Origin of the sequence: Neptuniibacter sp. QD72_48 (assembly GCF_047778065.1) — a bacterium.
In the GTDB taxonomy this organism is placed as follows: Bacteria; Pseudomonadota; Gammaproteobacteria; order Pseudomonadales; family Balneatricaceae; genus Neptuniibacter.
This window is the reverse complement of record NZ_CP180547.1, coordinates 1,379,818-1,405,155: the sequence shown is the minus strand read 5'-3', so window position 1 is coordinate 1,405,155 and position 25,338 is coordinate 1,379,818. Positions and strand designations below refer to the sequence as shown.

Below are 25,338 nucleotides of genomic sequence, written 5' to 3'. Positions count from 1 at the left end.
CCGCTCAATAAAATTCATTCTAAAAGACCCCATAGTCTGCGTATATTTACGTATATACCCTGTAGTATTCAGTTACTACGATGTTAACAAGCCACATCTTTTTTTGATTGTATAAGGAAGGTAAATGCGATTAGTAGTCAGACGCTTAGGCCGAGTCAAACTAATGCTGATTATTACTGCGATCTCTGTCGTGATGGCTGTCATTTTAAATTTATTGATCTCTTATATTTTCAATTATCAAACACCTTTAACACAAAGCATGTTGAGGGCTGCAATAATTCCATTGATCATTGCGCCTGTTGTCTCTTGGTATCTGTTAGGACTGCTTCTGGACCTAGATAAACTAGAAGAAGAAATGAATAAATTAGCAACCTACGATGATCTGACTGGTTTATATAATCGCCGTGCCCTTTTCAAATCTTGCCACCTTCTTCATCGCCTAACAGTACGTACTAAAGAAACCTACTGTGTCGTTATCATTGATCTGGATTTTTTCAAAAAGATTAATGATAAATATGGCCACGCAGCCGGTGATACAGTTCTCAAATCTTTCGGAGCCATACTAAAAAAGGTAACAAGAGATTGCGATATTGCTGGCCGATTAGGTGGTGAAGAGTTTTGTATTTATCTAAGTAATACTCAACAGGACCAAGTAGGCCCCATAGTTGAGCGCTTAAATGATGAGATACAAAATAACTTACCAAAGTGCGATGACACGCAGATCAATTACACCATCAGTTTAGGTGTAGCAGAGAATAAACCTGACTTAGAAATGAGCTTTGAAGATATCCTCAATAAAGCAGATATAGCATTATATGCGGCTAAGAATAGCGGCAGAAATAGGATGTTGATATACAGTGATGAGCTGGGGAACAAATAATCTTGGGTTAGAAAGCGTAGCAGGGACAAATAAATAATCTGGGAGTACTAAATAATGGTGGGCCTAGCGGGATCGAACCGCTGACCTGTTCGCTGCCAGCGAACCGCTCTCCCAGCTGAGCTAAGGCCCCAATCGAAGGTTTCCTATCTTAATTCTGTTCAAAAGCAGAGTCAATTTCGAACTACTTAAAACGACATAACCTTTAGATATTTATAGAGAAAAGTCACTCGGACATAGCTTCTCTCTGCCGCTTTGCTTGAGTAGCGCGTCAACCAAAATACCCACCCGCTCAGGCAACCCATTGTCCAACAAGCCGTGTACGGTTTCGAGGACATTGGTTTTAAAACTATCACTCGCGCCAATGTCAGAAGATAGGTTATCGGCACTAAAGTTAAACTTGTGCCCTGCCGCTTTTGACATTAACCATTCAAATGCTTGAGGGCGCACTTCTACTTTTTCGAATTCAGTTTGTTCATCTGCGGTTCTGCCGTCAGGCTTATACCAGTAACCAAAGTCTTCTAACTTTCGGCGTTCTGGGCCTGCGACACACCAATGGGCGATTTCATGAAGCGCACTGGCATAAAACCCATGCGCGAATATAACCCTATGATGGGGATTATCTTGATCTGCGGGTAGATAAATAGGCTCGTCATCCCCTTTAACCAATATTGTATTTAGGGATTCCTTAAAAAGCTGATTAAATAACTGAATCAGCTCATCGACATTCGGTTCTTTCACTGCTTACCTTTTAATTACTTATGTAGGGCTGCCAGGTATTTTGTTTTAACCACCATGTTTCACCACTTATGCGATTAATACGCGCAGCAACGTAACCTTTTACATCTTTATCTGCTCGACGTAGTACCACTTCATATTCGGCGGTACCTATGCGGCTGCTCTCTTCAAGTAGGTTCCATTGTCCTTTATCCGCTAACCAAGACTCGCCCGTATAACGATGGAAGCGAATTAACACCCACTGCCCTTTCGATGTATAAGCTGTGACCATTCGAAAAGCGCCATCCTGAACCTGACTCCCTAGCTCATTCGCCATCATCGTAATTTGGTCAAGTACACCATTAAAGGCATCCGGAGAGACAGGTTCACGCGGAGTAGACGTTTGTGGCTGCACGGCTAGTGCTTGTACTTCATTTGCCAGGTCTTGTAATTGCAGTGCCAGCTCCTGATTCTGTTGCTGTAACTGGCTCGATTGAGACTTAATTTGCAGAAGGTGATCCTGCACTGCAGTCATGCGATTTGCAATAATACCCAATTGATTGGAAGGCTGTTCCTGTGAAGAATTATTGGATGATTTTTCTTGCGCTTGCTGAGAAGATTGTGAAATGCTCGGCTGCCCAGCATTCGTTTCCTCGGTTTGTCCCGACTGAGACTTAACTCCTGCAGAATTACAAGCTGTCAGTACTAATACCGAAGCAACAATAAAAGCTTTTGAAAATGACACAGCGTCTCTCCTAAACAGCCGATCGAAAGACGCTATTTTACCCCATTACTCTGGAGTTGGAAGCTTGTTAAATACCAAGGGTTATTGTGACCATTTAAAATGGTTATTCAGAATATAGACCAACGCGACTATTTGATTTTTACAACTTCTGTGGCTGTTTTACCGCTGCTTTCTACCCAAGTAAAAGAAAGCTCTTCTCCTTTTACTCCACCTGAAAACGTAAACACAAAATATGGGTTTCTAGACACCGTCGGTCCTAGGTTTACGGCAAACACCTCTTTGCTGGCATGAACAACCTGAAGCTCTTGAAGGTAAAGAGCAGGAAAAAAATCACCGGTTTTGCTGTCTTTTCGAAAACCACTTTCCATGGCATGTTTTGCCATCATTTTCACTTTGGTTTTACCGGAAGAAACCTTTGTTTTAACTCTAATAATGCCCGTCGCCATAATAACTCTCCTAACGATTCCTCAGATAAACTTAACCGCAACCACCGACAGTGACGGTGACATCTTTCGCAGCGCTATAAAGTTTACCTTCAGCTTTTACCACGGCAGTGATCCGTGAACTTTGATCCATGCGGACTCGAGTAGACACGTCTGCGTCAGTGCCTTCTGGGATTTTAAACTCAACCGCTAGAGGGGATGGATTATCTTTGACATAAATGCTGATCGATTCAACATTGGCGATACTGGAACGTACAGTTACCGGGACAATTGCACCGTTTTCGGCTGTTTCAGGCGTTTTTAGGATCACATCAGCACTTTCTTTAGGCACGTCACCTAAAAGCTCTTGAATAGCGGTTTCTTGATCTTCAGCTTCAAAGGCTGCTGCTTTCCATGTAGCCAGTGCGACACGTGGCATCAAAACACCAGCCCCTATCATCGCACCGCCTAGTGAAAGCACTTTGACTATTGATCGACGATTTATGCCCATTTCATTTTCCTCAATACCTCGATCTCCTAAGAAGATCGAAAGCCATTTCACTCAACTATCACTTTAGCTTACGCAATTTCATCGCGTTGTAAAATGGCTCGAAAGAACATAAACAACCAAGTACAAAGAAACAGGCAATCAGGTAGCTTTACTGGCCTTTGGATTCCGCATTCAAACGATCAAGCAGATTTGCTACTTCAAGGCTTGCCTGCTCCATCGATGTAAGGTGGCTCGCCGCATCTCTTACTGCGCCACGTCTCACTGCAGCGGCGGCTTCTACACCGGATTTATGCAGCTTTGTATGAGGTGCTTCTAAAGCCGCAAAGCTGGAAAGGTGACTGTATTGTTCACGTCCATTGCCCATGTAATACCACTGGCCAAACCCACTGCCAGTATGATCTTCAATAGTTGATAGATCGTGAACGTTGCCGGATACAATTCTTTCATAGAGAGAATTTTTCCAACTAATTTGCTCCATCTTCAGCTTTTCAATCAGAGTATCGGCCACGGTATTCTTAATAGTTGAATGCATCATTTCAGACATCGATACCGCATCGCGAACACCTGAGGTAATTTGTGAAGCAGAAGAAACCACCTCTGTACTGAGCAGATCAACCTGAGCAATATCTTCCGATGCAGTCCCCGTTTGAGTACTGATTTGACCCACAAGATTGGCAATCTCATTACTGGCTTCGCTCGCCTTACGAGCAAGGTTACGTACTTCATCAGCTACCACAGCAAAACCACGACCGGATTCACCCGCACGCGCAGCCTCAATTGCGGCGTTTAATGCCAATAGGTTGGTCTGATCAGAGATATCGCGAATAACACCAACAAACTTTTCGATTTGATCCGACACCGTGAGTAGATCTTTAACCTGTTGATTACCATCTTGCGCGCGCTTTTGGATCACTTGTACGCGTTCCAGAATCTCTTCTACCGAACGTCGCGTCTCATCAAAAACAGAAATTTTCTCTTCAATATGCTGTTGGTCAGCGCTTAGTGAGGACGTTGTATCAGAAAGAACATCTTTGACCTGTGCTGATAATCGACTCCCCTTCACCCAGGCTTCACTAATTTCATTTTGGTGGGTGTTAGGATCTGGTTGGATATTTTCCTGCTCGTAACAGCGTTTAGTTAGCACCTGATTTTCTTCTATCAGTTGCCTGTTTTCCGCTCTTAGCTTATCGATTTCGCCTTGCAAACTTTCAATCTTAGAGTGCAATTTACCTGAAAAAAACATCCCGCCATCTCCCTATCATTTTTATTAGTTAATGCATCATATATTTTCCAAACAAACGTTTCATTACTTTATTAAGCTGTTTTTAAAAACAAGCAACGTCAGTTAAAATCCATGTAAATCAAAAGGATAAATATCAAAACGAGGATTTTTCAAGATTTCTAAAGGCCATGAACAACTGCTCAATAAAAGTACCACCGTAGAAAACGGTAGCCTGAGCATTAATAGACTCTTAATTTTTAACCTTGATAAATTACCGAGTAGGATAGAGTTTTCAGTACTTCCCCCTATCCTCACATTCAAAACTAACCTAAAATCCAATTAAGGTTTTTAGCTAGTAATAAGGTAAGGAATAACAATGGCAAACATTTCAATGACAGAAGACCAATTCCACGTATTGGTTAAAGACTTTTTTGCCAAAAAATCGGCTCGTAAACTTCTTACTCAGCAGGAAAACATCGCAATAGCAGAACGCTTAAATGAAAAGGTTAGTTTACCTTTCCTAAGTGAAGCAAAAGAACACGCGGTGCTTGTAAAGACCATTCTTAAAATTGATAACTACCTGTATGAACAGCTTCCAAACGAAATTTATGAACTGATTCATAACCTTGATGAAGGTTTCGATGATAGCGAAGCAGCTCAGTTGGCGGCTCGCCTAAGCAAACAAGCTCACGATGATATCAATCTACCGTTCCTAACAGCGCACGTTGAATACTACTCAATTACCTTCGTTCTGACCTTGCTTATTAATGCAATGCGAGAAGGCTCAAATATCGAACATGCGATTGCTGTAACACAGCACCCTCGCGTGATGTGCGATGATTTCCCTTTTCCTGACCTAATCTAATCTCTGTTTCTGGTCAACTGATCCAATCCTCCCATTCCGCCGTAACAAAGCTAAATTACAACCTGTAAACGCTTTGTTACCGGAGTGACATTAGTTTGATTTCCCAAATGCTTAATAAGCATCCATATTAATCTCACCTCCAATTCGACTCATCGAGATAATCTTTTAAAGCGTTTCTGGTGTTCATTTTCTATGATTCCGGCGAACAACTATGACAGAAACAAAACCGCATATTGCGATTATCGGTGCAGGCCTTGCAGGTACAACTCTTGCCGACGTTTTAACCTCAAATGATATTGAGGTGAGCGTTTATGAGAAAAGCAGAGGTACGGGTGGTCGTCTTTCCAGCTGTAAATTAGATGAAATGAGTGCCGATCTAGGCGCACCCTTTATCTCAACAAATAATAGTGACTTTTCTACTTGGTTAGCTGAAAGTGGCGTGTTAGAAACTTGGTCACCTATTTCAAAAAGTTTCGACGGTGAAGAACTACAATCACCAAATCTAATCACAGGTAGCTCACGCCTTAGTAGCCTAACCAGACACTTACTGGCTCACGCTAATTTTCACCCTGCGACTCGCGTTGGCTATATCTGGCCAGAACTTGACGGCTCCCAAAAAAAGGTACGTCTTCGCGATGAAAAAGGTGAATCTCTGGGTGTATTCGATGCCGCTATAGTGACAGCTCCGGCACAACAAGCAGCAACCTTATTAGAAGCTGTACCGCGCTTTTCAAATACCGCTAAAGCCATTACCCCTTCAGCCAGTTGGGTGATACTTCTTGAAACAACAGACTCACTAGATCAACCTGAACAACTTATAACAGGGCATCACCCTATTTTGAATCGCTGTATCAAAGAAAGCGCTAAACCTGGTAGGAATAATGTAAACGGCACTGCAATTTGGTCGATCGAGGCAATACCCGATTGGAGCCAAGAACATATCAACCTTCCCAAAGAGGAGATAGAAATTCTTCTCACTCAAGCGTTTGTTTCTGTAAAACCAGAGGCCAAAGTTTTATCGGTAAGACGATGTCATCGGTGGTTGTATTCCCGTCACCCAAAAACAGAGCACGGCATGCTTTGGGATGAGGCAACGCATATAGGCGCTTGTGGTGATTGGCTCCTCGGAGGAGATTTAGAGGGAGCATGGGAGAGTGCAAAAAAATTGTCTACAAAACTTATCTCTTGTCTAGGTAATAAACTTAGATCTATTAACTCTTAGAATCTTTCGAAAAGCTGATAAAGACCGTACCCAACTTAATGCCAAACTTTTTGACTACTGCTCGGTTCAATAGGACATTGTTTGGCATTAAAAACATCCAGTCATCAAATTTTACTTTATGCTGTCGACCGCCGATGTTTAACAACATGTAATAACGCCAAGTAAAACGTGCTTTGCTTTGTTTGCCTTCGGCTCTACCTAAAACATCCCCTGCCGTTCCGCTATAAATCGCATTTTGCTCACGATTAATTACCCAAGTACGGTTTTCAAGTTCTCCATCTTCGTAAAAGAAATCTTCTTCTAATGTGAGCTGATCGCCCGTCACAGTACCCTTTATCGCGACAGTAAATAATCTACGAACGCTGCCAAAGCGATCCTCAAATAACCCATAGGCCATTGTTTCACCTTGAAAATATTCAAAAAGATCGAGTTCATCACGCCAATCAGTTTTATTCATCACAATAAAATTCGGTTATCTATTTACTGATCGATTACGTAAAAACCGATAGTTCAGATCATAACTGATCTAAAAAGCGATCAACCATGTATAATGCACTCCTCTAATATCAGTAAGGAATAAAACATGATCTCTGCTGAAGCAGCTGCTGTACGCGATCAACTGATCGAAAAAGGCCTAGAAACACCAACAATCGATAACGGCCTTTCACAGGAGCAAAAGTATGAGCGCATAAAAAGCTTAATGACTGAAGTTGTCGGGACACTAGGGTTAAACCTAGAAGATGACAGCCTTACAGAAACTCCCCATCGTGTGGCGAAAATGTACGTCTACGAGGTGTTTTCTGGGCTAGATTATGAAAACTTCCCTGATATGTCGATGATTGAAAATAAGATGGACCTAGAAGAGATGGTAAAAGTTAAGAACATCAGTGTTCTTAGCTCTTGTGAACACCATTTTGTTACCATCGATGGTACGGCCAAAGTGGCTTATATCCCTAAAGATAAAATAATAGGTCTGTCTAAGATTAACCGCCTTGTTCGCTTCTTTAGTCAGCGTCCGCAAGTGCAAGAACGTCTAACTAAACAGATCCTTATTGCACTTCAAACCCTATTAGAAACGGACAACGTCGCTGTATCGATCAATGCCACCCATTACTGTGTTAAGTCTCGCGGTGTAATGGACGTTAACTCTCAGACAGAAACGACTGCATTAGGCGGGATATTCAAATCTAATGCTCGTACACGCGCAGAGTTTTTAACTTAAAGCACATTCGGCGTTAGCTATACCATTAGCTAATGCCGCATTTTTCAAAACCAACGTGCATCAATTTTTCCCGCTTTGGATTCCCTTATTTCCAACCCAATCGCCAAACCTCGGCATTTTTTAGATCTTTCCAATCGATCTGCATTTGATATTTATCAATCACTGCTTCAATCATACAACCTGTAACTTCTTCAGTGCCTGGATCACGCAGCAATTCAATTACGATAAAGTGCTTCCGTTTATTGATAGGTTCAGTAGCTGTCCATTTAGACAGCAGTAATTTTTTAGGATTAATTTGATTTCTCTTAGGTGAAAAAGCCATTCAGAATGACCTCTACTTCGCGTTATAGGCGTCTAAGCTAAAACGGCGCTCTTGGGCATAGTCCACTATAGGTTGAGACCTATTGCACTTCGCACTGATTAACGGATCATGTTGTTGGATGGCGTTATACCCTTCTAAATCCGGTAACCACTGAGCAATATACTTACCCTCTTTATCGAAGCGTTCAGCCTGTCTCATAGGGTTAAAGATGCGGAAATAAGGCGCTGCATCAGCTCCAACTGAAGCACTCCATTGCCAACCACCTAAGTTTGAAGCAAAGTCCCCATCAATCAGATGCTGCATAAAGTAACGCGCACCTAGACGCCAATCTTGACGCAATATTTTGGTTAGAAAGGAAGCCGTTATCATACGAACTCGGTTGTGCATCCAACCCGTTTGATTCAATTGCTTCATACCGGCATCAACAATGGCGTAGCCTGTTTCGCCCCGACACCATGCTTGAAACAAATGCTGATCGAACGACCACTCTAATTTGCTTTCTATTTCAGGTTTAAAGGGTAACCAACGATTCATCTCGGGAAACTGCACAATTAAATGGCGGTAAAACTCTCGCCAAATCAGTTCAGTCACCCATTGATTATCTAACCAATCCGGATCATCAGAATAGGTCTGAATGGCCGTTAAGCATTGCCGTGTGGAGATAACTCCTTGAGCCAAATATGGCGATAAAGAAGATGTCCCCGTAATGCTAGGAATATCTCTATGGTCAGGATAAGGCACTAACTTTGAATGGATAAACTGATACAAGCATTTATATGCTGCTTCACTTCCCGCAGGCCAGAAAGATTCTTGCCAATCAGCGCCTAACTCCAAACAGTAACCTACTTCTGTAGGTACCTCAGAAGGCTTTATCTCAAGTTTTTTCTGTTGTTTTGGTTGTGGCAGAGCCTCAACCCACTCTGCTGAGAACTTTCTACGCCAAGCACGACTAAAAGGGGTAAACACCTTAAACGGCTGCCCTTGCTGGGTAAGGATAGAACCTGGGGTAAATATAAGATCGCTGTCGCAGGCCTGTGCCGGAATACCCTCCGTCACAAAACTATCCATAACCGCAGCATCGCGCTTTTGTTCGAATTCGGGGTACTCACGATTGAAAAATAGTTCTGATACACCGTGCTGTTTAGCTAAATTCAGTAAAACAGCAGGAAGCTCTTTATTGGTGGGTGCTCTAACAATAACAAGGGGGATATTCAGAGCTTTGAGTTGATCACTCAGCTTAGATAGGTTGGCTAAGTAAAACTGAATTTTTGCTTTGGATTCATCCTGTAGCTGCCACTGTTTCGTTGTGATAGCTACAACAGCTAGAACGCCCTCACCATTACTTTGTTTACAAGCATGATAAAGGGCGTGATGGTCTCCTGTCCTTAAATCGTTGCGAAACCAAACCAGCTTCATATAGTTTTCGCCTTTACACTATAGATCATTTTTGAATTGTCGATCAAATATAATTTCTTAAGCCCAGTTCATGAGGATATGGGTCTAAGTAAGCCTGGGTTTGGATGTATTCACTGCCGAAACGCTTTAGGTAATGTTTTAGCAGAGCAAGAGGCACAACTAAGTTAACCTCTTCCTTTCGATACTGCTCTATCGCTTCAAGAAGATCTTGCTTAGTTTCGGTATCAATATCTCTTTTGAGGTAACCCATAATATGCATCAACGCGTTTGTGTGAGTTTTTCGACTCGCGCGTTTTTTTAGATGGGTCATTAGCTCTAGAATATAAGTCTCTAATACCTCTTCCAAAGGCAACTGAGAAGCTTCAGTAGCAAGATATTTACCTAATACCTTATAACCTTCATAGCTGTGAGCCATTAATTGATATTTGTGACGGCTATGGAACTGAATCACTTCATGTAACGACGGAGCCAACATGACCTCTTTTTGCCAGCTGAAATAGACAAATACTCGAGTGATGAAATTTTCTCGCAGTACAGGGTCATTTAAACGTCCCTCTTCTTCCACAGGCAGTGCAGGATTTCGCTTCATAAATTCATCAGCATAAGCACCACTTCCAGCCACATTTGGCATACCATTTTCGTGGTACACCTTTACACGCTCCATCCCACAGCTTGGTGAACCTTGCATAAGGATATAGCCGCAAAGGTTTTGATTGTTATCACTTACCTCAGCAGCATAAGCCTTAAGTGGCTCTGTCACATCCAAAGAGGGATCTTTCGTACCCAAAACCCGCGGGGATTCAGCATCGCCCACCAGCCTTATAGGCTCTCGAGGAGTACTCAGCCCAATCGAAACCTCGGGACAAAAGGGTTTAAACTCAAAACATTCACTTAGGACATTGAGGCAATATTTGGAGCGTTTATGCCCTCCATCATATCGAACCTTGTGCCCTAATAAACAAGCACTTACACCAACTGGGATCAATTCATTCAAAGTTACTGTATTCATTGTTTATCCCTCAACGCTAAGTCGACATAATCTCTTTAAAAACCTGTAATAGGCTGAACCAACTTGCCCAATAATGTGCTGAATTTAAGCGGTGCATCAGTCGCAATCAGGCAGATGCAATCTTCATCACTATCCACTAAAGGTTGGTGCTCAATTTCGCTATCAAGGTCCGCAATATCACCCGCGGTAAAACGCCCCACTTCATCGCTGAAAGACCCTTTTAACACTAAGGTCAGTTCATTACCGTCATGAGTATGTGCCAGCATGGATTTACCCGGCGCTATACGTAGTAATCGTGAGACACCACCACGTTCGCTCTTACAAGGTAGATCATGATAGTAGACACCAGGAACAATGCGTTTCCATTCAATGTTCTCAAGCTTGTCGCCAATGTAATCAGCGAGAGGCGCTGGCACATCAGAATCGATCGATTTAGCAGGTTTGCTACAGGTGAATTCTACGCCTATATCCTCTTCATCTAGCATAGCCAGTACTTGGTTAAGGGATGAATCATCAATTGTTGCAGGCTCAAGGCTTTCTAGAAGCATGCCACCTATCGCTTCGGACTTTTGTGCACGTTCACGACATTCAGGGCACATAGAGAGATGGCAAGCAGCAACCAAAGCCATTGATTGAGACATTGAGCCAGCCGCGTAACTAACGAGGGTAGCTTCATCTAGGTGATGTTTAATGTTCATACATCATCCCTCCACATTACTCTTAATTTTTCAGATGCTAATCGAATTCTGGATTTAACACTGCCTAGAGGTATTCCCAAGCGGTCAGCAATTTCAGAGTGAGACCGCCCTTCATAGAAGGACATGTAAATAACTTGAGCCTGGAGCTCCGGCAGTTTATTGATGGAAGCATGCATACGCGCAGATAGAACTACATCAGTACAAGTATCTTGTGACTCGTCGGCTTCTTCATGCCACTCATCCAGAGAATACTCTGGATATTTCTGCTTACGCATCCAGTCGATACTTTGATTTCTAGCTAATGTAAAAATCCAAGTACTGGCTGCTGCTTTCGACTTTTGATACATGTGCGCTTTACGCCATACAGAGGCCATCGTTTCCTGCATCAATTCTTCTGCGGTGCTTTCTACCAAACCTAATCGAATAATGTAGGCTTTGATCTTAGGAGCGAAATGTTTGAACAGTTGCACAAACAGAGCTTTGTCTTTGGTTTCACCGAGCGACATTAATAAACTACTCCAATCTTGAGTAGTTTCCGGCTGCGGCATAGCAACAACTTTTTCCACGTCTTCACCTGGCGGTTTGTTTTCCATATGACTCCTTACGTGTACTCGCCTGAACCGGATCACCTTTAAGTATTCTTAAATACAATTTTTTTGCATTTAATAACTAAACCTAGTGATCTCAATACATTATGTGTGCGTATTAGTTACTGCAGATAACAATTAAACCTGTACAAACCTAACTATAAAACACATATTCAGTAACAACGGACTAGATAGATGAAAATTTCAGCCATGCGCCCCAAAAAGATTGCGATTGTTGGTTCCGGCATCTCCGGATTAAGTTGTGCATGGCTTCTTAATAAAGTTCACGACGTCACCTTATACGAGAAAGATGACCGTTTGGGCGGCCACTCAAATACCGTCTCCTTTGAACACAATAACCAATCTATCGATGTTGATACTGGCTTTATTGTATTTAACCCTGTGAACTACCCTAACCTAGTTGAGTTTTTCAAAACGCTAGATGTTAAAACCTGCGAAACAGATATGTCATTCGCGGTTTCAATCAATAAAGGTCAATTAGAATATTCTGGTACCGGTTTATCTGGTTTGCTTGCTCAGAGGAGCAATATTTTCAAACCGTCCTTTTGGAAGATGATCAGCGAAGTGATGCACTTCTACCGCAATTCGGAAGCTTTATCTAAACAACATAATTTAGATGAAATGACCTTAGGCGACCTACTTACTCAAGAAGGCTACAGCAAACACTTCATATACGATCATCTATTACCTATGGGTGCGGCGATTTGGTCTACTCCAGTTGAGCAGATGCTTAATTACCCAGCGAGTTGCTTCATGCGTTTTTGCCGCAACCATGGTCTAGTTCAACTGAGTAATCGCCCACAATGGCGAACGGTTATTGGCGGTAGTAAAAACTATGTAAATAAAATTGCTGACACCTTAGGTGGCAATATCAGAATCAACAGCCGTATCCATAAAATTATTCGTTCTGATAACTGCGTTTTTATAGAAGACCACCATGGCAAACGAGAACAGTATGATGATGTTGTTTTAGCCTGCCATTCTGATCAAGCCTTAGCATTGCTTGAATCCCCAACAGATGAAGAAAAAAGGTTATTGCAGTACTTCCCTTACCAGAGAAACAAAGCCTACCTTCACCTAGACGCCTCCCTAATGCCAAAACGAGAAAAGGTTTGGTCGAGTTGGAACTATCTGTCTGAAGGAATCAGGGATAAATCTCAGGATGTATCTGTTACCTACTGGATGAATCAGTTGCAGCCGTTGAATACAGAAACACCTATTTTCGTATCCTTAAACCCGCTAGAAGAACCGGAACCAGGATCTATTATCCGCAGTTTCTTTTATGACCACCCAGCTTTTGGCAAAGAGTCACTTCAATCTCAAAAAGAACTATGGTCATTACAAGGTAAACAAAGAACTTGGTTCTGTGGGGCCTATTTTGGTTACGGTTTCCACGAAGATGGTTTGCAAGCAGGACTAGCTGTTGCCGAAGAACTCGGTGGCATTCCTCGCCCTTGGGTGGTGAAAGATAAAAACGGCCGAATACATGTTCATGAAAGTAAGATGCACAAGGAAGATAGCACCATTGAACGAGCTGAAAGTCATGGCTAATCTGCGATCGTCACTCTACCAAGGAAAAGTGATGCATCATCGCGTGAAGCCTACAGATCATCGATTTGTGTACAGCGTCTTTTCCTTAAAAGTCGACTTAGATGAATTGGATCAACTAGACAAATTTCGATTTTTTTCAATTAACAGATTCAATCTATTCTCTTTCCAAGAACGAGATCACGGTACCAGCAAAGGAAACCTTGCCGCTGAGATTAGACAGCATCTAATCGACAGAGGGCACAGTTCTGCAACTGAACGCATTGAACTACTTTGTTATCCAAGAATTTTAGGCTTCACCTTCAATCCCCTCAGCGTTTATTTTTGTTACAACAAAGAAGATGATGTAGAGGTCATTCTTTATGAAGTCAGCAACACCTTTGGCTCTAGGCATACCTATCTCATCGAATCACAAGGCAGAGACAAAGTGATTCGGCATGGCTGCGACAAGTTAATGTACGTAAGCCCTTTTATGCCAATGGAAACCGCTTATCAATTCAGCATTACTCCACCTAACCAACATGTCTCAATCGGTATAAAACAGGTAGAACAAACGCCCACACCAGAAGAACACTCCACCGTATTTTATGCTTCATTTAAAGGTGATCGGATTCCTTTAAATGACCGTAAGCTATTGAAAATGTTCTTCCAATATCCGTTGATGACTTTAAAAGTCGTGGGCGCGATTCACTGGGAAGCACTGAAGCTTTGGCGAAAAAAACTGACCATTCAACCTCGTGATAAAAAGGTCAGTCACAGCATTAGCTGGCAAGATAAGCATGGAGTAACGCATTATGAAAGTTTATGAATCATCCAACGAGTTAACATCTAGCTCGCCTCAGCCAACTTGGTTTGAGAAAAAGCTTCTCAAATACCTTACTGCCAAGCTAAATCAATCGATTGGAACCTTAAACCTCACTTTACCTAGTGGCTACACCGAAAAAATCGGCCATGCCTTCCCTATAGCTGAGGTAAAGCTGAATAACTTCCGTCCTTTAATTCGTTTATTCTTCGGCGGCATTAATGGCTGGTCCGAAAGTTACTTGGCAGGTGATTGGGATAGTAAAGATTTAACTGCGTTGATGCAGTGGGGCCTAGCCCATGAAGACTCATTGAGTAATCTTTCTCAGGCTGGTTTTTTGATCTGCTCCCTTCACAACCTTTACCACTGGCGTCGTGATAATAGTCGCTCAGGTAGTAAGAAAAACATCGCAGCCCATTATGATCTAGGTAATGATTTCTACCAGCCTTGGCTGGATGAAAGCATGACTTACTCAGCCGCTTTATATAACTCCCAAGAAGAATCTTTGTTCGACGCTCAACAAAATAAATACGGCAGAATCATTGAGCTTTTAGACGCTAAAGAAGGTGAGCACGTCGTTGAAATTGGTTGTGGTTGGGGCGGGTTTGCTAGAAAAGCTAGCCAAGAAAACAACTTACGCGTACATGGCATCACGCTTTCGAAAGAACAGCTTAAGTGGGCGAAGAACCAGATTGCAGAAGCTGAACAAGAAGATAAGGTTCATCTCAGTTTGACAGATTACCGTGACCTCCAGCAGCAGTACGACGCGGTGGTATCTATAGAGATGTTTGAGGCGGTTGGCGAAAAGCATTGGGACACTTATTTTGAAACCTTAAAGCGTGTACTTAAACCGGGCGGCAATGCCGTCCTGCAGATCATAACTATCGATGACGAACGTTTTAATAGCTATCGCAAACAAGCGGACTTTATTCAACGCTATGTCTTCCCTGGTGGCATGCTGCCGAGTGATAAACGACTTCAAGAGAAGTTTGCTGAGCATGGCTTTACCTTAAAAACAAAACAATTGTTTGGTAAAGATTACGCTCGAACACTTCGCGAATGGTATCGTGATTTTGAAAAATCTTGGGGAGAGATTAAACATCAAGGCTTTGATGAAACCTTTTATCGTTTATGGCGCTATTACCTAGCTTACTGTGAAGGCGGTTTTGAACACGGATCTATTGATGTTGGTCTGTACGTTATCTGCCATGATGAAGAGAAATAACTTAAGAGACTCATAAGTCATTTAAAAAAGCCCTTTGTATTCAATCAAATGAATACAAAGGTTTTTTTATTGATGGCTAAATTTTCCTCTCAAAAATTTAACCACTTTTCCTATCACCGGTACTTTAACCAGTAATTCTGACCCATCCCAATAGTCATGGTGGAAATAAACTTTGCCTTGCTGATCTGCTTTTACAAGGCTAGTACCCGCGAAATTTATATCTCCTGTAAGTCTACTTGTAGCGCGGTAATTCCAGTAGATCATCGCTTGATTTCCATCAACTATCACTTTATCGACTTTGAACACAACCTGATCTAACTTGGCGTACATATCATCTAATATGGCGATAAAATCATCTCGGGTATGGGTGTGATTAAAAGGGTCCTTAAAGTCAAAATCATCACGTGTTATCTCTAATAGTGATGCTAGATTGTCTCTGTTTAGCCCTTCTAAAGTTGCTACATATTCCGTTATCCAACGATCCATGAATGCTGATCCTGACTGATTATATTTATCTGTTTTTAAGCAGCGTTGTGCTAATCAAAGCAAAATACCAACGATAAGGAATGATGCTTAGGAGTTTTAGAATGTAGCTGAAACGTTTAGGAAATGTAATTTCAAATTGGTCTTTAATTAAGCCATCTAAGATACGTTTTGCAGCATCCTCAGGTTCCAATAAGAACGGCATCTCAAAATCATTTTTATCCGTAAGCGGAGTTTTGACGAAGCCAGGATTAATTACCTGTAATTTTATTTGAGTGCCTTTCAGATCCAATCTTAATGCTTCGCATAAATGGATTAATGCAGCCTTACTCGCACCATATACGGCAGCTGTAGGCAAACCTCTATAGCCGGCAACTGATGCCATCACAGCAATTTGCCCAGAGTTGGAGTTCAACGCCCTTTCTATGACAGGCTCCAAGCAATTGAGAGTTCCTTGTAAATTAACATCGAGTAAAGTTTTAGCTCTGCTGGCGCTAAACTCCTCGACGGGAAACGGATCGTGCGTGCCGGCGTTTAATACAACCAACTCAGGAAAAGCATTATCAAACTGCTGAATCGTTCGTTCAATTTGATCTGCTTGGGTTGTATCCATAGCTAATGGAATAATCTTACCGGGATAACCCAATTGTTCAGCGTTGTTCTTTACATTCTCTAGTGTAGAAAGCCTCCTTCCTGAGATAAATACATTCACGCCATTCTCTGACAACAAAAGCGCCAATGACTCACCTATACCACTGCCTGCTCCCGTTAACCAAGCGGATTTCCAGGGTAATTCTTGGTTCAACATATCCACCGTCCTAAGAAATAAATAGATTTATCATTACTTGCCTTTCAGTTTTCTTGCGAGTTCAGGGTATTCGCCCTGATCTGAAAGCCATATTTGGATAAAGGCTTCAGAAAATTGCATATCATCGATACCACCAATCCAAACTTTGCTATGGAAAAAGTCAGCCCTTCCGGTAGTACTTATTTGGAAGATAAGTTGGTCGCCCTCTTTAATATCAGGCCATATATTTTCCAACTGGGTTAACCATATTAATCTCGTCTCTTTTGCCACCTGAAAACGTGCAAATTGTTTATCTGTTTCTGACAAGAGATCATCCCGACTGATATCACGTTTGTAATCCAAACTCAGTTGGAGGGGCGAACTAAAACCCTGAAAAGAACCATTTGGCGTATAAAAAACAGCGTCATAAATATCAAACCAAAGGACTGATAACTCGGCTCTTCCCACTTCTTTCCAATTTTCTATATTGGGCTCTACTTGGGCATGCACTTGGGCAAATGCACTCTGAATGAGCAAGAACAAACAAATCGATATATAGCGAATAAAGTTACGCGTCTGAACGGACATATCGAGCCCCTAAACGATGACTGAAATACATAAGGAATGGAAAAAGTAGCAACCAGATCGCTGCCAAAATCAGAAACGAAGAGATCATTGAAAAGCCAAGCGATACTGCACCAAGTTTCGCTGCAGCAATATAAGTACTGCTGCCCCCTATTGCACCTACCAACGCCGATAGCAACAAGCGATTATTAAAGTACGCTAAACTGTGCCTGAGAGTCGCAACAAACCCCATCCAAAGAAGCAGTAACCAAAGAGGAGGAAAAGAAGAATTGTCGAATTCAAACACCCCGTAGAGGGTTAAAACTGAATCAACAACAAAACCAAGAGCTGCTAACGAAAAGACAATACAGGTTTCTAAAGCAGGATCAGAATGAAAAATAAGGTGAAGGCATAATATAAAACTGACAACAATGACCGCATCATTTCCATACAAAATACTCAGCCACCAAACAAGTTGAAAGCCGATCGCATTAACCCAGAACCGTTCGCTCATCTCTATCACCTATAGCCTTTCTAGAGATACGAGCTACAACGTGCTATAGATCATAGATCTGGCAAAACACTCACTTGATTTGCGACTAAAGTCACTGCTATAAGGATGAAAAACATGGATATATTAAGATGCGACACTGGAAGCTATATCTCAGCTTAATTCTACCTACGCTCATAATTTCGGGATGTTCCGCACCGCCCCTGACTACCGAAGCACCGTCTAAAGAAGAATTAAAACAAGAACAATCTATCCAATTAGAGAAAGCGTTCCGCTATCAGCTTCAACAACAAACCCGACTCGCTGAAGTTTCTCGCCCTTTGTTGACCAAGAATATAGAAGCCTGCGGTAAAAGAACAAAACCGAGCTTAGGTATATTCATACATAACCTGGACGACTATAAAAAACCGAAGAAAGCCGTTGTTCAATCCATCTATTCACTTAATGAACAGCCCAGTGTTTTACAGGTATTAAATAACGGACCCGCATACCAAAAGCTGCAAATCGGCGATAAACTGGTCTCTATCAACCAACAACCTTTTCCGAAAGGTACAGCTAAATCGATTAAACATCTAAGCAGCAACCTAAAAGATCAGACCATTGTAGAACTGACCGTTGAACGCGATGAAGACCTGATTACTCTCTCTATAAAGCCGGAGTTACTTTGTAATTACCCAGTCATTTTAAGCCCTAGCGATGCCATTAATGGCTACGCTGATGGCAGCACTATTGTCATTACTCAGGGACTGATGCGCTTTGCACAACATGATAATGAGCTAGCCCTAATTATCGCTCATGAAATGGCACACAATACTCAGCACCATATCCCGCAACGGATCAAAAATAGCTCACTTGGCTTACTCCTAGATACAGCTTTACTCACGAGCGGTATACCCTCTCCCTTAATCGCAACGGGACTAGGCGCAAATTTGTATACACAACAGTATGAGATCGAAGCTGATCTCATTGGCTTAAAACTGATGCACAAAGCAGGATTTGAAATTGAAGGGTTGGATCTATTCTGGCAAAAAATGGCAGCGGTTCACCCTTCGACGATCACTAAAGGAAAAGAGATCTCTCACCCAACCACAGTCGAACGCTCTATTTTGATTCGTAAAGAGATTACGCGATTGAAAAATCACTTACCTAATTAACCAATCATCTCTATTAAAATACCTATCCCCCCTTAGCCTATTAGAGAACCCTTTATCAACCATGTATACTGTCTAGATAGCACTATATTTGTGCTCAAAGATAATTAAAAACAGAGTGAGATTCGGGGTTGTATGCATGTCTGACGAGCCATTTTTCCTAAAGGAAGAGAAAGAAAAACTAGGCCTACAACGGAGCAACGGTCAAACAGAAGCTACATTAGAACCTCTGCAATTAGGTAAACGTGTCAAAGAGATCCGTTTAAGCCAAAATCTGACTTTGGAGGAAGCGAGTAAACTCACAGGCCTTGCCCGTTCAACGCTTTCTAAAATAGAAAACGAGCAGATTTCTCCAACCTTTAGTGCCGTCAACAAATTAGTTAAAGGCTTAGGTATCGATATCCCCCAACTGTTTTCTCAACCCAAACGTGGTGCCGGAGCGGGTGGTCGTCGAGATATTACACGTGGCGGCGAAGGTGTACCCCACCCAACTCCTACCTATGAGCACGAATTACTAGCAACTCAGCTAAGTACCAAAAAGATGATCCCATATCGCACAACCGTAAGGGCTCGTGATTTTGATGAATACAATGATTGGGTTAGGCATGATGGCGAAGAATTCTTGTTTGTTTTGAGAGGTTCACTTCTACTCTATACAGAATTTTACGAACCGCTGGAGCTCTTCCCTGGAGATTCAGCTTATTACGACTGTGAGATGGGTCATGCATTAGTCTCCACTAGTGAAGAAGATGCAGAAGTCATCTGGGTAACAGCTTAAATAGATATCACCTGAAATCAGTTAACTCAGTAAAACTGCAAACTTCGTAAACTAAGTTATACTGAATTTAACCTTCCTGAACACCGTCACACCATGACGTTTGCTTGCAAACATTTAGATGTGGCGGTTTTTTTTGTCCGGTTTACCAACCAAATCCAGCTAAAGCAATTTGATTACCTTCTTGCCAGACTCCTTGGCGCTTTAACTCTTCAAAAGCATTTGACGCATTTTTACTACTCAGCCCATCGAATAAAGACAACTTGGCAAGAATATCGTCCGATAACTGCTCTTGCTCGCCTGAGTTACACCATAACTCATAAGTATCCATTGCAATGACAGGTGCCGACAGCTTTGAAATGAACTGCACCCAGCGATGTAGCAATTCCCCATCGCCATCAGAGATAAATGGTTTGATTAATGTGTAACGTTGCTCAAGACGATCTAATAGCTTTGCTCGATCAGCGACTAAAACTGGATATTTTGTTTTTACGCTATGACTGAGTATGTCATCGTTTTCTGCAGCTACTTCAAAATACTGCAGATCCTCACAAGTAAAAGACAACAGCCAAAAAAGAGGAATATCGTGGTTAGCAGCGCAAATCACCTCTGCTTCTGGAGTGTTACCCTCCTCTCCAGGGATACCACTCATTGAAAGAAGAATAATGCGTGTTCCAAGCATAATTTTATCCTTACATCTGTTCTATGGAATAACCTTGCTGTTTGAGCTCTTTTAAAATCCCATCTGGACCAATCAGGTGAGCAGCACCTACTAGTACAAATTCGACCTCCGGCGTTGTAAGCATCTTTTTAATCTGAGGCAACCAGCGTTCATTCCTATCAACCAATAAGGATTGATAAACCTTCGGATAATCATTTTTCATCTGCTCTACGACAATTTTTTCAAGGCCTGCCGCATCTCCTGTTTTCCAATAGAGAACCATCTCTCGCATCATATTCTCTGTCTCTTTCATATCCTCAAGCGTCTGTTTCAGATACCGCTCTTCATTACCCTCTCCCAACTCAGCAATGAATCCAATATGGTCTTCGATTGATTCAAGACCAAGCGTAGCTTTACCATCCTTAATAGCTTTCTGATAATAAACAGTATCAGCACCGTCTTCAGAGATGCCTAGTCTCTGAAACTCGATACCAAGCATCGTTAACATCACACCTGCTGGTTTCATACCGATAAAAATGTGGGGAATGAGGCCACGGTCACGCAGATATTGCTGGAGCTCCTGATAAAGCTCCGGAGAGATCATCTGAGTTAATAGCCGACCATCTCTATAAGAAAAGTGCGCCATCAGCCTCGCCTGAAAATTAGGATCCAGAATCTCTGACATTTCGGTCTCTAACACAACGATGTCTGATGCGTTATAAGCATCATCAAATGCTTGCGGAAACGGTAAATCTGAAGGTGCTAGGACATGAATAGTTCCGGCTAAAAAAACTTGCTCATCTGCTTTCGCTACCTTCCAAAGAGAAGTTTCCGCTGTGGCAGAGAAACTTATTAAAAAAGCCACGAACGAAATTAAAATTCTATCCATTTTAAGATCTCCATCTCCGACTAAGGCCTTAATTAAAGGGGAATTTCATACACTTTAGCCTCAAAAAGCGATTTAGTCAGACTAAACTGTTTTAGTACAAGACAAAAGCTTGCTACCTTAGAAGATTAATGACAAAAAAAATGGTAAGCACGCCCTATGAGTGACTTAACTTCATCTGATCTAACAATCTTATTGGTTGAACCTTCGGCTATGCAACGTAAGGTCATAAAAAAAGAATTGAATAAAGAGCTTGTCGAATCCATTGATGAAGCTGAAACAGTCACTGAAGCAATTACACGGATAAAAGCAGTAAGACCCGATCTCGTAATAAGTGCTCTCCACTTTCCTGATGGTTCCGCTATAGAATTACTTAAGCATATCCGCCAAGACCCTTCACTAGCAGATCTACCTTTCATGCTGATTTCCAGTGAAACAAGACATAGCGAATTAGATCAATTCAAACAATCAGGCATCATTGCAATTCTTCCAAAACCGTTTAGCCACGATCATTTGGCCACTGCAATTAACTCCACTCTAGATATCCTTTCGCATGATGAACTAGATCTAGAATACTATGATGCTGCGTCCTTGAGAGTACTTGTAGTTGATGATAGCCGCATGGCTCGTAAAGTCATCATAAACGTATTAGCTAACCTAGGGATCGAGAACATCACTCAAGCAGCAGATGGCTCTGAAGCAATCACTCTGCTTCCAAATGGATTCGACCTTATTGTTACCGACTACAATATGCCTGAAGTAAATGGTTTAGAACTTGCGGAACATGTGCGTGGCTCGGGTGAATATTCTCATATTCCTATACTGATGGTAACGAGTGAAGCAAGCCACGCTCATCTCAGCAATGTTGCAAAATCAGGCGTGAATGCAATGGCAGATAAACCTTTCGAGCCAGCCACTCTTAAAAAACTTCTTTCTCAAATCCTTGAAGGATAATGCCTTTTTAATTGCGCTCCGCCTTCTCCATAGCACTGATTAAAATCCGCACAAGTGCTATGGCTAAAATTTCACCAAAGATAACGGTATAAAATAGATATTAGAGGCCTGAGAACTTGTTATGGGCTGCCTTAGGTGTATAATGCCCGCTTTCCCACCAGAGCAGCCTATACTGTATCTTAAAATAGTATGCAGCCCTGCCCTAATTCCGAATAGGTAAGTCAAAGAATGAATTCAGAAGATCAGCTGTCCTTTGCTGAGCTTGGCCTTGCGGCTCCCGTATTGAAGGTCCTGGACGAGATCGGATACGAAACGCCATCTCCAATTCAGGCACAAAGTATTCCTCATCTACTAGAGGGTAAAGACCTTCTGGGTATTGCGCAAACGGGTACCGGTAAAACTGCCGCATTTTCCCTGCCATTGCTATCTAGGCTTGATCTAAAGAGCCGCCATACGCAATTACTGATTCTTGCCCCTACTCGTGAATTAGCAATTCAGGTAGCTGAAGCGTGTCAAACTTATGCGCGTAACCTACCTGATTTCCACGTTCTGCCAATTTACGGCGGCCAAGCTTACGACAGCCAACTACGTCAACTAAAACGTGGTGCGCAAGTTGTAGTGGGTACACCTGGGCGTGTAATGGATCACATGCGTCGTGGCTCGCTAAAACTAGATAATCTACAAGCACTAGTTTTGGATGAAGCCGATGAAATGCTTCGCATGGGTTTTATCGATGATGTTGAGTGGGTACTTGAACATACACCAGATAATCGTCAGATCGCGCTTTTCTCTGCGACTATGCCTTCACAGATCAAGAAAGTCGCTGAGAATCACCTGAACTCCCCTGCAGAAGTTCGCATTAAAGCGAAAACTGCTACGGCTACCACGATCACGCAAAAATACCTACGTGTATCAGGCAATCAAAAGTTAGATGCATTAACACGTATCCTAGAGATGCAAACTTTTGATGCCATGCTGATTTTCGTACGTACGAAATCTGCGACAGTAGAGTTGGCTGAAAAACTTTCTGCTCGCGGTTACGCATGTGAAGCACTGAATGGTGATATTTCACAAAACTTACGTGAACGCACAATTGATAAGCTTAAACGCGGCCAAATCGACATCCTAATCGCAACAGATGTTGTAGCTCGCGGTTTGGACGTTGAGCGTATCAGCCACGTACTTAACTACGATATCCCGTACGATACAGAATCTTACATTCACCGAATTGGTCGTACAGGCCGTGCAGGCCGTGAAGGTGAAGCGATTTTGTTTGTATCGCCTCGTGAACAGCGCATGCTTAAGTCTATTGAGCGCGCTACTCGTCAGAAGATCGAGACGATGCAATTGCCGTCTACTGATGACATCAATGAAAAACGTGTACAGCGCTTTGTTGATCGCATCACACAGACGATCGATAGCCAAGATTTAGATTTCTTCAAAAACCTACTGACTGAATATCAGCAGGAACACGATGCCGATCCGCTTATCATCGCATCCGCGCTGGCTCATCTTCTACAAGGTGAAACTCCGCTACTGATGAAAGAGCAAGAACGCCCACCTCGTCGTGAACGTGGCGATCGTGATAGAGATGACCGTGGTAAGCGTACACCACGTGGCATGTCGACTAAAGCAAAACAACTGAAAGATCACCCTGACGTTGAAATGCAGCGCTATTTAATCAGCGTGGGTCATGACCATGGTGTTGCACCAAAGAACATTGTGGGTGCAATTGCCAATGAAGCAGATCTAGATGCCAACTTTATTGGTGCTATCGAGATCTATGACGACTGCTCAACTGTTGATCTACCAACAGGTATGCCAAAATCAGTTGTACAACAGCTACGTAAAGCAGTTGTCTGTGGTCAGCGCCTGAACCTAAAAGAAGCTACCGGTGGCGGTGAACGTCGTGGCGGCGGTGGAAAAGGTCGCGGTTCTGATCGAGGTGGTAAAGGTAACAGCAATAGCCGTAACCGTCCGCCGCGTAGAAACAGAAAAGACAGCAAGAAAAAAGAGAGCTAATCTCTAGTTTTTACCACTAAACATTCTTCCCCCTTCATGAACTGTTTAGTGTTTTCTCAAGGATGGGATTAAAAAAGGCAAGCGTAAGCTTGCCTTTTTACCTTCTAGATCACTGCTAAATCAATTACTCTGCAGTCACCATAATTGCTTCTACTTCGATATCTGCATCTTTCGGTAATTGCTTCACCGCAAATGCTGCACGCGCTGGATATGGCTCAGAGAAATAACGCGCCATCACTTCATTAACCATCGCGAAGTGGCTCATATCAGATAACAAAATTGTTACCTTAACCACATCAGAAAGAGAACCACCTGCTGCTTCAGCAACAGCCTGCAAGTTTTGGAAAACCTGCTCAGCTTGCGCTTCAAACGACTCAGTAACCATCTCCATAGTAGCTGGAATCAGAGGAATCTGACCAGACATATAGACCGTGTTACCAACGCGAACCGCTTGAGAGTATGTACCAATGGCAGAAGGTGCATTTTCAGTACTGATGATACTTTTATTCATAGTTATCCCTGTATAAAAGATAAGGTTTGACAATAAATTATTAGATCGACTAAAGCATTGAGTAGAGGAACTTAATTCCTTAAGCGATCTTAAAAGAATAGTTATCTAGCTGGCGCAATGCTCACCCTTACACGAGAGGGCGCACTTGGGTAAAACCGGCACTGCAAAACAACACTGGACGATTTTTCAGAGTACATCATTGTACCTTTACCTTGATCAATCCAACGTACTTTATCGAAATTTTGACCACTCCAGTAACTGGCCCAATAAGAAGAATATTTCGCACGACGCGTAAAAGCATTGGAACAATGGCGCTCTGCCTGCTCCCGAAAACGTTTTTCCCAGCAAGATAGTGTTTTCTTGCATTTACTGGATCCGACTCTTAGCTTAGGTGACTTAAGCAATTGAACACATTGCGCTCTTTGATTAGGATCAGCGTAGCTTCGACACTTTAATAAGTCATCCTTATTTATCTCAGCCCAACTATTCACAGACAAAACTACTAAAGTCAGCGCTAGATACTTACGCATATTGAATTCCTTTAAAACTTACGCCTTATAAATATCATAAAACCTAAACGTTTCATGCAGTGTACACCGCAA

At 42.3% G+C, this 25,338-nt stretch carries 30 protein-coding genes, 1 tRNA gene and 1 pseudogene; 11 read left to right on the top strand and 21 right to left on the bottom strand.

The features are described 5' to 3' along the window. Window positions 1-124: 124 nt before the first annotated feature. A complete protein-coding gene (locus tag ACMXYX_RS06135) occupies window positions 125-880 on the top strand; it encodes a diguanylate cyclase (RefSeq protein ID WP_415906643.1) in 756 nt (251 codons plus the stop codon). Window positions 881-935: 55 nt separating this feature from the next. On the opposite strand, the gene ACMXYX_RS06130 is transcribed toward ACMXYX_RS06135, so the two are convergent. The 7 genes and pseudogenes from ACMXYX_RS06130 to ACMXYX_RS06100 all read right to left on the bottom strand — a co-directional run. Next, a tRNA-Ala gene (locus tag ACMXYX_RS06130) sits at window positions 936-1,010 on the bottom strand. A gap of 80 nt (window positions 1,011-1,090) precedes the next feature. Further along, on the bottom strand, window positions 1,091-1,618 hold the full coding sequence (locus ACMXYX_RS06125; protein ID WP_415897933.1) for an elongation factor P hydroxylase: 528 nt from the start codon (window positions 1,616-1,618) through the stop codon (window positions 1,091-1,093). Between the two features lie 10 nt (window positions 1,619-1,628). After that, window positions 1,629-2,339: a hypothetical protein gene (locus ACMXYX_RS06120; protein ID WP_415897932.1), complete on the bottom strand. Its 711-nt coding sequence runs from the start codon at window positions 2,337-2,339 to the stop codon at window positions 1,629-1,631. A gap of 128 nt (window positions 2,340-2,467) precedes the next feature. After that, the gene (gene soxZ / locus ACMXYX_RS06115) at window positions 2,468-2,785 is read right to left on the bottom strand and encodes a thiosulfate oxidation carrier complex protein SoxZ (protein ID WP_415897931.1); all 318 of its coding nucleotides are present in this window, start codon (window positions 2,783-2,785) and stop codon (window positions 2,468-2,470) included. A 31-nt stretch (window positions 2,786-2,816) separates the two neighbouring features. Then, a complete protein-coding gene (gene soxY / locus ACMXYX_RS06110; RefSeq protein WP_415897930.1) occupies window positions 2,817-3,272 on the bottom strand; it encodes a thiosulfate oxidation carrier protein SoxY in 456 nt (151 codons plus the stop codon). A gap of 148 nt (window positions 3,273-3,420) precedes the next feature. Beyond that, a complete protein-coding gene (locus tag ACMXYX_RS06105) occupies window positions 3,421-3,750 on the bottom strand; it encodes a CZB domain-containing protein (RefSeq protein WP_415898235.1) in 330 nt (109 codons plus the stop codon). A gap of 108 nt (window positions 3,751-3,858) precedes the next feature. Beyond that, window positions 3,859-4,515, bottom strand: a pseudogene (locus ACMXYX_RS06100) (methyl-accepting chemotaxis protein); the annotation flags it as partial. A gap of 355 nt (window positions 4,516-4,870) precedes the next feature. Here ACMXYX_RS06100 and ACMXYX_RS06095 point away from each other — a divergent pair. Continuing rightward, on the top strand, window positions 4,871-5,359 hold the full coding sequence (locus tag ACMXYX_RS06095; RefSeq protein ID WP_415893971.1) for a hypothetical protein: 489 nt from the start codon (window positions 4,871-4,873) through the stop codon (window positions 5,357-5,359). A 211-nt stretch (window positions 5,360-5,570) separates the two neighbouring features. Beyond that, window positions 5,571-6,581: an NAD(P)/FAD-dependent oxidoreductase gene (locus ACMXYX_RS06090; protein WP_415906642.1), complete on the top strand. Its 1,011-nt coding sequence runs from the start codon at window positions 5,571-5,573 to the stop codon at window positions 6,579-6,581. On the opposite strand, the gene ACMXYX_RS06085 is transcribed toward ACMXYX_RS06090, so the two are convergent. Then, window positions 6,571-7,038, bottom strand: a complete 468-nt coding sequence (locus ACMXYX_RS06085) for a DUF3833 family protein (protein ID WP_415898234.1) — start codon at window positions 7,036-7,038, stop codon at window positions 6,571-6,573. The genes ACMXYX_RS06090 and ACMXYX_RS06085 overlap by 11 nt on opposite strands. Window positions 7,039-7,164: 126 nt before the next feature. Between ACMXYX_RS06085 and folE the strand changes: the two genes are divergently transcribed. Then, window positions 7,165-7,803, top strand: a complete 639-nt coding sequence (gene folE / locus ACMXYX_RS06080) for a GTP cyclohydrolase I FolE (protein WP_415897928.1) — start codon at window positions 7,165-7,167, stop codon at window positions 7,801-7,803. A gap of 85 nt (window positions 7,804-7,888) precedes the next feature. On the opposite strand, the gene ACMXYX_RS06075 is transcribed toward folE, so the two are convergent. From ACMXYX_RS06075 to ACMXYX_RS06055, 5 genes are read right to left on the bottom strand one after another with little or no spacing between them, the layout of a single operon-like run. After that, window positions 7,889-8,125 (bottom strand): TIGR02450 family Trp-rich protein, encoded by a 237-nt coding sequence (locus ACMXYX_RS06075; RefSeq protein ID WP_415897927.1) that lies wholly within the window; start codon window positions 8,123-8,125, stop codon window positions 7,889-7,891. Between the two features lie 12 nt (window positions 8,126-8,137). Next, complete coding sequence (locus tag ACMXYX_RS06070) at window positions 8,138-9,541, bottom strand: cryptochrome/photolyase family protein (RefSeq protein ID WP_415897926.1); 1,404 nt, start codon at window positions 9,539-9,541, stop codon at window positions 8,138-8,140. A 43-nt stretch (window positions 9,542-9,584) separates the two neighbouring features. After that, the gene (locus ACMXYX_RS06065) at window positions 9,585-10,550 is read right to left on the bottom strand and encodes a YbgA family protein (RefSeq protein WP_415897925.1); all 966 of its coding nucleotides are present in this window, start codon (window positions 10,548-10,550) and stop codon (window positions 9,585-9,587) included. Between the two features lie 35 nt (window positions 10,551-10,585). After that, window positions 10,586-11,248, bottom strand: a complete 663-nt coding sequence (locus tag ACMXYX_RS06060; RefSeq protein WP_415897924.1) for a ChrR family anti-sigma-E factor — start codon at window positions 11,246-11,248, stop codon at window positions 10,586-10,588. Next, complete coding sequence (locus ACMXYX_RS06055) at window positions 11,245-11,841, bottom strand: sigma-70 family RNA polymerase sigma factor (RefSeq protein ID WP_415897923.1); 597 nt, start codon at window positions 11,839-11,841, stop codon at window positions 11,245-11,247. Before ACMXYX_RS06055 ends, ACMXYX_RS06060 begins: the two co-directional genes overlap by 4 nt. A 189-nt stretch (window positions 11,842-12,030) precedes the next feature. On the opposite strand from ACMXYX_RS06055, the gene ACMXYX_RS06050 reads away from it, so the two are divergent. From ACMXYX_RS06050 to ACMXYX_RS06040, 3 genes are read left to right on the top strand one after another with little or no spacing between them, the layout of a single operon-like run. Beyond that, entirely contained in the window at window positions 12,031-13,407 is a 1,377-nt protein-coding gene (locus ACMXYX_RS06050) for an NAD(P)/FAD-dependent oxidoreductase (protein WP_415897922.1), read from the top strand. After that, entirely contained in the window at window positions 13,400-14,212 is an 813-nt protein-coding gene (locus ACMXYX_RS06045) for a DUF1365 domain-containing protein (protein ID WP_415897921.1), read from the top strand. Before ACMXYX_RS06050 ends, ACMXYX_RS06045 begins: the two co-directional genes overlap by 8 nt. Continuing rightward, window positions 14,199-15,431: a class I SAM-dependent methyltransferase gene (locus tag ACMXYX_RS06040; RefSeq protein WP_415897920.1), complete on the top strand. Its 1,233-nt coding sequence runs from the start codon at window positions 14,199-14,201 to the stop codon at window positions 15,429-15,431. The genes ACMXYX_RS06045 and ACMXYX_RS06040 overlap by 14 nt, the downstream gene beginning before the upstream one ends. 66 nt (window positions 15,432-15,497) lie before the next feature. Here the strand turns inward: ACMXYX_RS06040 and ACMXYX_RS06035 are convergent, their stop codons facing one another. Genes ACMXYX_RS06035 through ACMXYX_RS06020 form a run of 4 tightly spaced genes read right to left on the bottom strand, consistent with a single transcriptional unit; the run spans window position 15,498 to window position 17,779 of the window. Continuing rightward, window positions 15,498-15,917, bottom strand: coding sequence for a nuclear transport factor 2 family protein (locus tag ACMXYX_RS06035; RefSeq protein ID WP_415906641.1), 420 nt, complete (start codon window positions 15,915-15,917; stop codon window positions 15,498-15,500). A gap of 25 nt (window positions 15,918-15,942) precedes the next feature. Then, window positions 15,943-16,722, bottom strand: a complete 780-nt coding sequence (locus tag ACMXYX_RS06030) for an SDR family NAD(P)-dependent oxidoreductase (RefSeq protein WP_415897918.1) — start codon at window positions 16,720-16,722, stop codon at window positions 15,943-15,945. Between the two features lie 33 nt (window positions 16,723-16,755). After that, window positions 16,756-17,289 carry a chalcone isomerase family protein gene (locus ACMXYX_RS06025; RefSeq protein WP_415897917.1) on the bottom strand — a complete coding sequence of 178 codons (534 nt, stop codon included), beginning with the start codon at window positions 17,287-17,289 and terminating at the stop codon, window positions 16,756-16,758. Further along, window positions 17,270-17,779: a DUF2878 domain-containing protein gene (locus tag ACMXYX_RS06020; RefSeq protein WP_415897916.1), complete on the bottom strand. Its 510-nt coding sequence runs from the start codon at window positions 17,777-17,779 to the stop codon at window positions 17,270-17,272. The genes ACMXYX_RS06025 and ACMXYX_RS06020 overlap by 20 nt, the downstream gene beginning before the upstream one ends. A 128-nt stretch (window positions 17,780-17,907) precedes the next feature. Here ACMXYX_RS06020 and ACMXYX_RS06015 point away from each other — a divergent pair, with 128 nt between their 5' ends. Beyond that, complete coding sequence (locus ACMXYX_RS06015; protein ID WP_415897915.1) at window positions 17,908-18,930, top strand: M48 family metalloprotease; 1,023 nt, start codon at window positions 17,908-17,910, stop codon at window positions 18,928-18,930. 136 nt (window positions 18,931-19,066) lie between these two features. Then, the gene (locus tag ACMXYX_RS06010; RefSeq protein ID WP_415885126.1) at window positions 19,067-19,705 is read left to right on the top strand and encodes a helix-turn-helix domain-containing protein; all 639 of its coding nucleotides are present in this window, start codon (window positions 19,067-19,069) and stop codon (window positions 19,703-19,705) included. 142 nt (window positions 19,706-19,847) lie between these two features. On the opposite strand, the gene ACMXYX_RS06005 is transcribed toward ACMXYX_RS06010, so the two are convergent. Together ACMXYX_RS06005 and ACMXYX_RS06000 are read right to left on the bottom strand one after the other, a co-directional pair. Beyond that, window positions 19,848-20,384: a hypothetical protein gene (locus ACMXYX_RS06005; RefSeq protein WP_415897914.1), complete on the bottom strand. Its 537-nt coding sequence runs from the start codon at window positions 20,382-20,384 to the stop codon at window positions 19,848-19,850. A 10-nt stretch (window positions 20,385-20,394) separates the two neighbouring features. Next, the gene (locus ACMXYX_RS06000; protein WP_415881653.1) at window positions 20,395-21,252 is read right to left on the bottom strand and encodes a TraB/GumN family protein; all 858 of its coding nucleotides are present in this window, start codon (window positions 21,250-21,252) and stop codon (window positions 20,395-20,397) included. A gap of 156 nt (window positions 21,253-21,408) precedes the next feature. Here ACMXYX_RS06000 and ACMXYX_RS05995 point away from each other — a divergent pair, with 156 nt between their 5' ends. Together ACMXYX_RS05995 and ACMXYX_RS05990 are read left to right on the top strand one after the other, a co-directional pair. Next, a complete protein-coding gene (locus ACMXYX_RS05995; RefSeq protein WP_415881654.1) occupies window positions 21,409-22,203 on the top strand; it encodes a response regulator in 795 nt (264 codons plus the stop codon). Window positions 22,204-22,431: 228 nt separating this feature from the next. Further along, entirely contained in the window at window positions 22,432-24,225 is a 1,794-nt protein-coding gene (locus tag ACMXYX_RS05990) for a DEAD/DEAH box helicase (protein ID WP_415897913.1), read from the top strand. Window positions 24,226-24,349: 124 nt separating this feature from the next. Here ACMXYX_RS05990 and ACMXYX_RS05985 read toward each other — a convergent pair whose 3' ends face one another. Together ACMXYX_RS05985 and ACMXYX_RS05980 are read right to left on the bottom strand one after the other, a co-directional pair. Next, entirely contained in the window at window positions 24,350-24,736 is a 387-nt protein-coding gene (locus tag ACMXYX_RS05985; protein WP_415881656.1) for a RidA family protein, read from the bottom strand. Window positions 24,737-24,837: 101 nt separating this feature from the next. Beyond that, a complete protein-coding gene (locus tag ACMXYX_RS05980) occupies window positions 24,838-25,266 on the bottom strand; it encodes a hypothetical protein (RefSeq protein ID WP_415897912.1) in 429 nt (142 codons plus the stop codon). Window positions 25,267-25,338: the final 72 nt, after the last annotated feature.

Bases quoted from the DNA above. Each gene is read 5' to 3' on its own strand.
- ACMXYX_RS05985 (WP_415881656.1), bottom strand. From the start codon at position 24,736: ATGAATAAAAGTATCATCAGTACTGAAAATGCACCTTCTGCCATTGGT.
- ACMXYX_RS06085 (WP_415898234.1), bottom strand. From the start codon at position 7,038: ATGAATAAAACTGATTGGCGTGATGAACTCGATCTTTTTGAATATTTT.
- ACMXYX_RS06025 (WP_415897917.1), bottom strand. From the start codon at position 17,289: ATGTCCGTTCAGACGCGTAACTTTATTCGCTATATATCGATTTGTTTG.
- ACMXYX_RS06135 (WP_415906643.1), top strand. From the start codon at position 125: ATGCGATTAGTAGTCAGACGCTTAGGCCGAGTCAAACTAATGCTGATT.
- ACMXYX_RS06030 (WP_415897918.1), bottom strand. From the start codon at position 16,722: ATGTTGAACCAAGAATTACCCTGGAAATCCGCTTGGTTAACGGGAGCA.
- ACMXYX_RS05995 (WP_415881654.1), top strand. From the start codon at position 21,409: ATGAGTGACTTAACTTCATCTGATCTAACAATCTTATTGGTTGAACCT.
- ACMXYX_RS06105 (WP_415898235.1), bottom strand. From the start codon at position 3,750: ATGGAGCAAATTAGTTGGAAAAATTCTCTCTATGAAAGAATTGTATCC.
- ACMXYX_RS06050 (WP_415897922.1), top strand. From the start codon at position 12,031: ATGAAAATTTCAGCCATGCGCCCCAAAAAGATTGCGATTGTTGGTTCC.
- ACMXYX_RS06095 (WP_415893971.1), top strand. From the start codon at position 4,871: ATGGCAAACATTTCAATGACAGAAGACCAATTCCACGTATTGGTTAAA.
- ACMXYX_RS06040 (WP_415897920.1), top strand. From the start codon at position 14,199: ATGAAAGTTTATGAATCATCCAACGAGTTAACATCTAGCTCGCCTCAG.
- ACMXYX_RS05990 (WP_415897913.1), top strand. From the start codon at position 22,432: ATGAATTCAGAAGATCAGCTGTCCTTTGCTGAGCTTGGCCTTGCGGCT.
- soxY (WP_415897930.1), bottom strand. From the start codon at position 3,272: ATGGGCATAAATCGTCGATCAATAGTCAAAGTGCTTTCACTAGGCGGT.
- ACMXYX_RS06000 (WP_415881653.1), bottom strand. From the start codon at position 21,252: ATGGATAGAATTTTAATTTCGTTCGTGGCTTTTTTAATAAGTTTCTCT.
- ACMXYX_RS06010 (WP_415885126.1), top strand. From the start codon at position 19,067: ATGTCTGACGAGCCATTTTTCCTAAAGGAAGAGAAAGAAAAACTAGGC.
- ACMXYX_RS06020 (WP_415897916.1), bottom strand. From the start codon at position 17,779: ATGAGCGAACGGTTCTGGGTTAATGCGATCGGCTTTCAACTTGTTTGG.
- ACMXYX_RS06065 (WP_415897925.1), bottom strand. From the start codon at position 10,550: ATGAATACAGTAACTTTGAATGAATTGATCCCAGTTGGTGTAAGTGCT.
- ACMXYX_RS05980 (WP_415897912.1), bottom strand. From the start codon at position 25,266: ATGCGTAAGTATCTAGCGCTGACTTTAGTAGTTTTGTCTGTGAATAGT.
- ACMXYX_RS06015 (WP_415897915.1), top strand. From the start codon at position 17,908: ATGCGACACTGGAAGCTATATCTCAGCTTAATTCTACCTACGCTCATA.
- soxZ (WP_415897931.1), bottom strand. From the start codon at position 2,785: ATGGCGACGGGCATTATTAGAGTTAAAACAAAGGTTTCTTCCGGTAAA.
- ACMXYX_RS06035 (WP_415906641.1), bottom strand. From the start codon at position 15,917: ATGGATCGTTGGATAACGGAATATGTAGCAACTTTAGAAGGGCTAAAC.
- ACMXYX_RS06045 (WP_415897921.1), top strand. From the start codon at position 13,400: ATGGCTAATCTGCGATCGTCACTCTACCAAGGAAAAGTGATGCATCAT.
- ACMXYX_RS06070 (WP_415897926.1), bottom strand. From the start codon at position 9,541: ATGAAGCTGGTTTGGTTTCGCAACGATTTAAGGACAGGAGACCATCAC.
- ACMXYX_RS06055 (WP_415897923.1), bottom strand. From the start codon at position 11,841: ATGGAAAACAAACCGCCAGGTGAAGACGTGGAAAAAGTTGTTGCTATG.
- ACMXYX_RS06060 (WP_415897924.1), bottom strand. From the start codon at position 11,248: ATGAACATTAAACATCACCTAGATGAAGCTACCCTCGTTAGTTACGCG.
- ACMXYX_RS06005 (WP_415897914.1), bottom strand. From the start codon at position 20,384: ATGCTTGGAACACGCATTATTCTTCTTTCAATGAGTGGTATCCCTGGA.
- ACMXYX_RS06075 (WP_415897927.1), bottom strand. From the start codon at position 8,125: ATGGCTTTTTCACCTAAGAGAAATCAAATTAATCCTAAAAAATTACTG.
- ACMXYX_RS06090 (WP_415906642.1), top strand. From the start codon at position 5,571: ATGACAGAAACAAAACCGCATATTGCGATTATCGGTGCAGGCCTTGCA.
- folE (WP_415897928.1), top strand. From the start codon at position 7,165: ATGATCTCTGCTGAAGCAGCTGCTGTACGCGATCAACTGATCGAAAAA.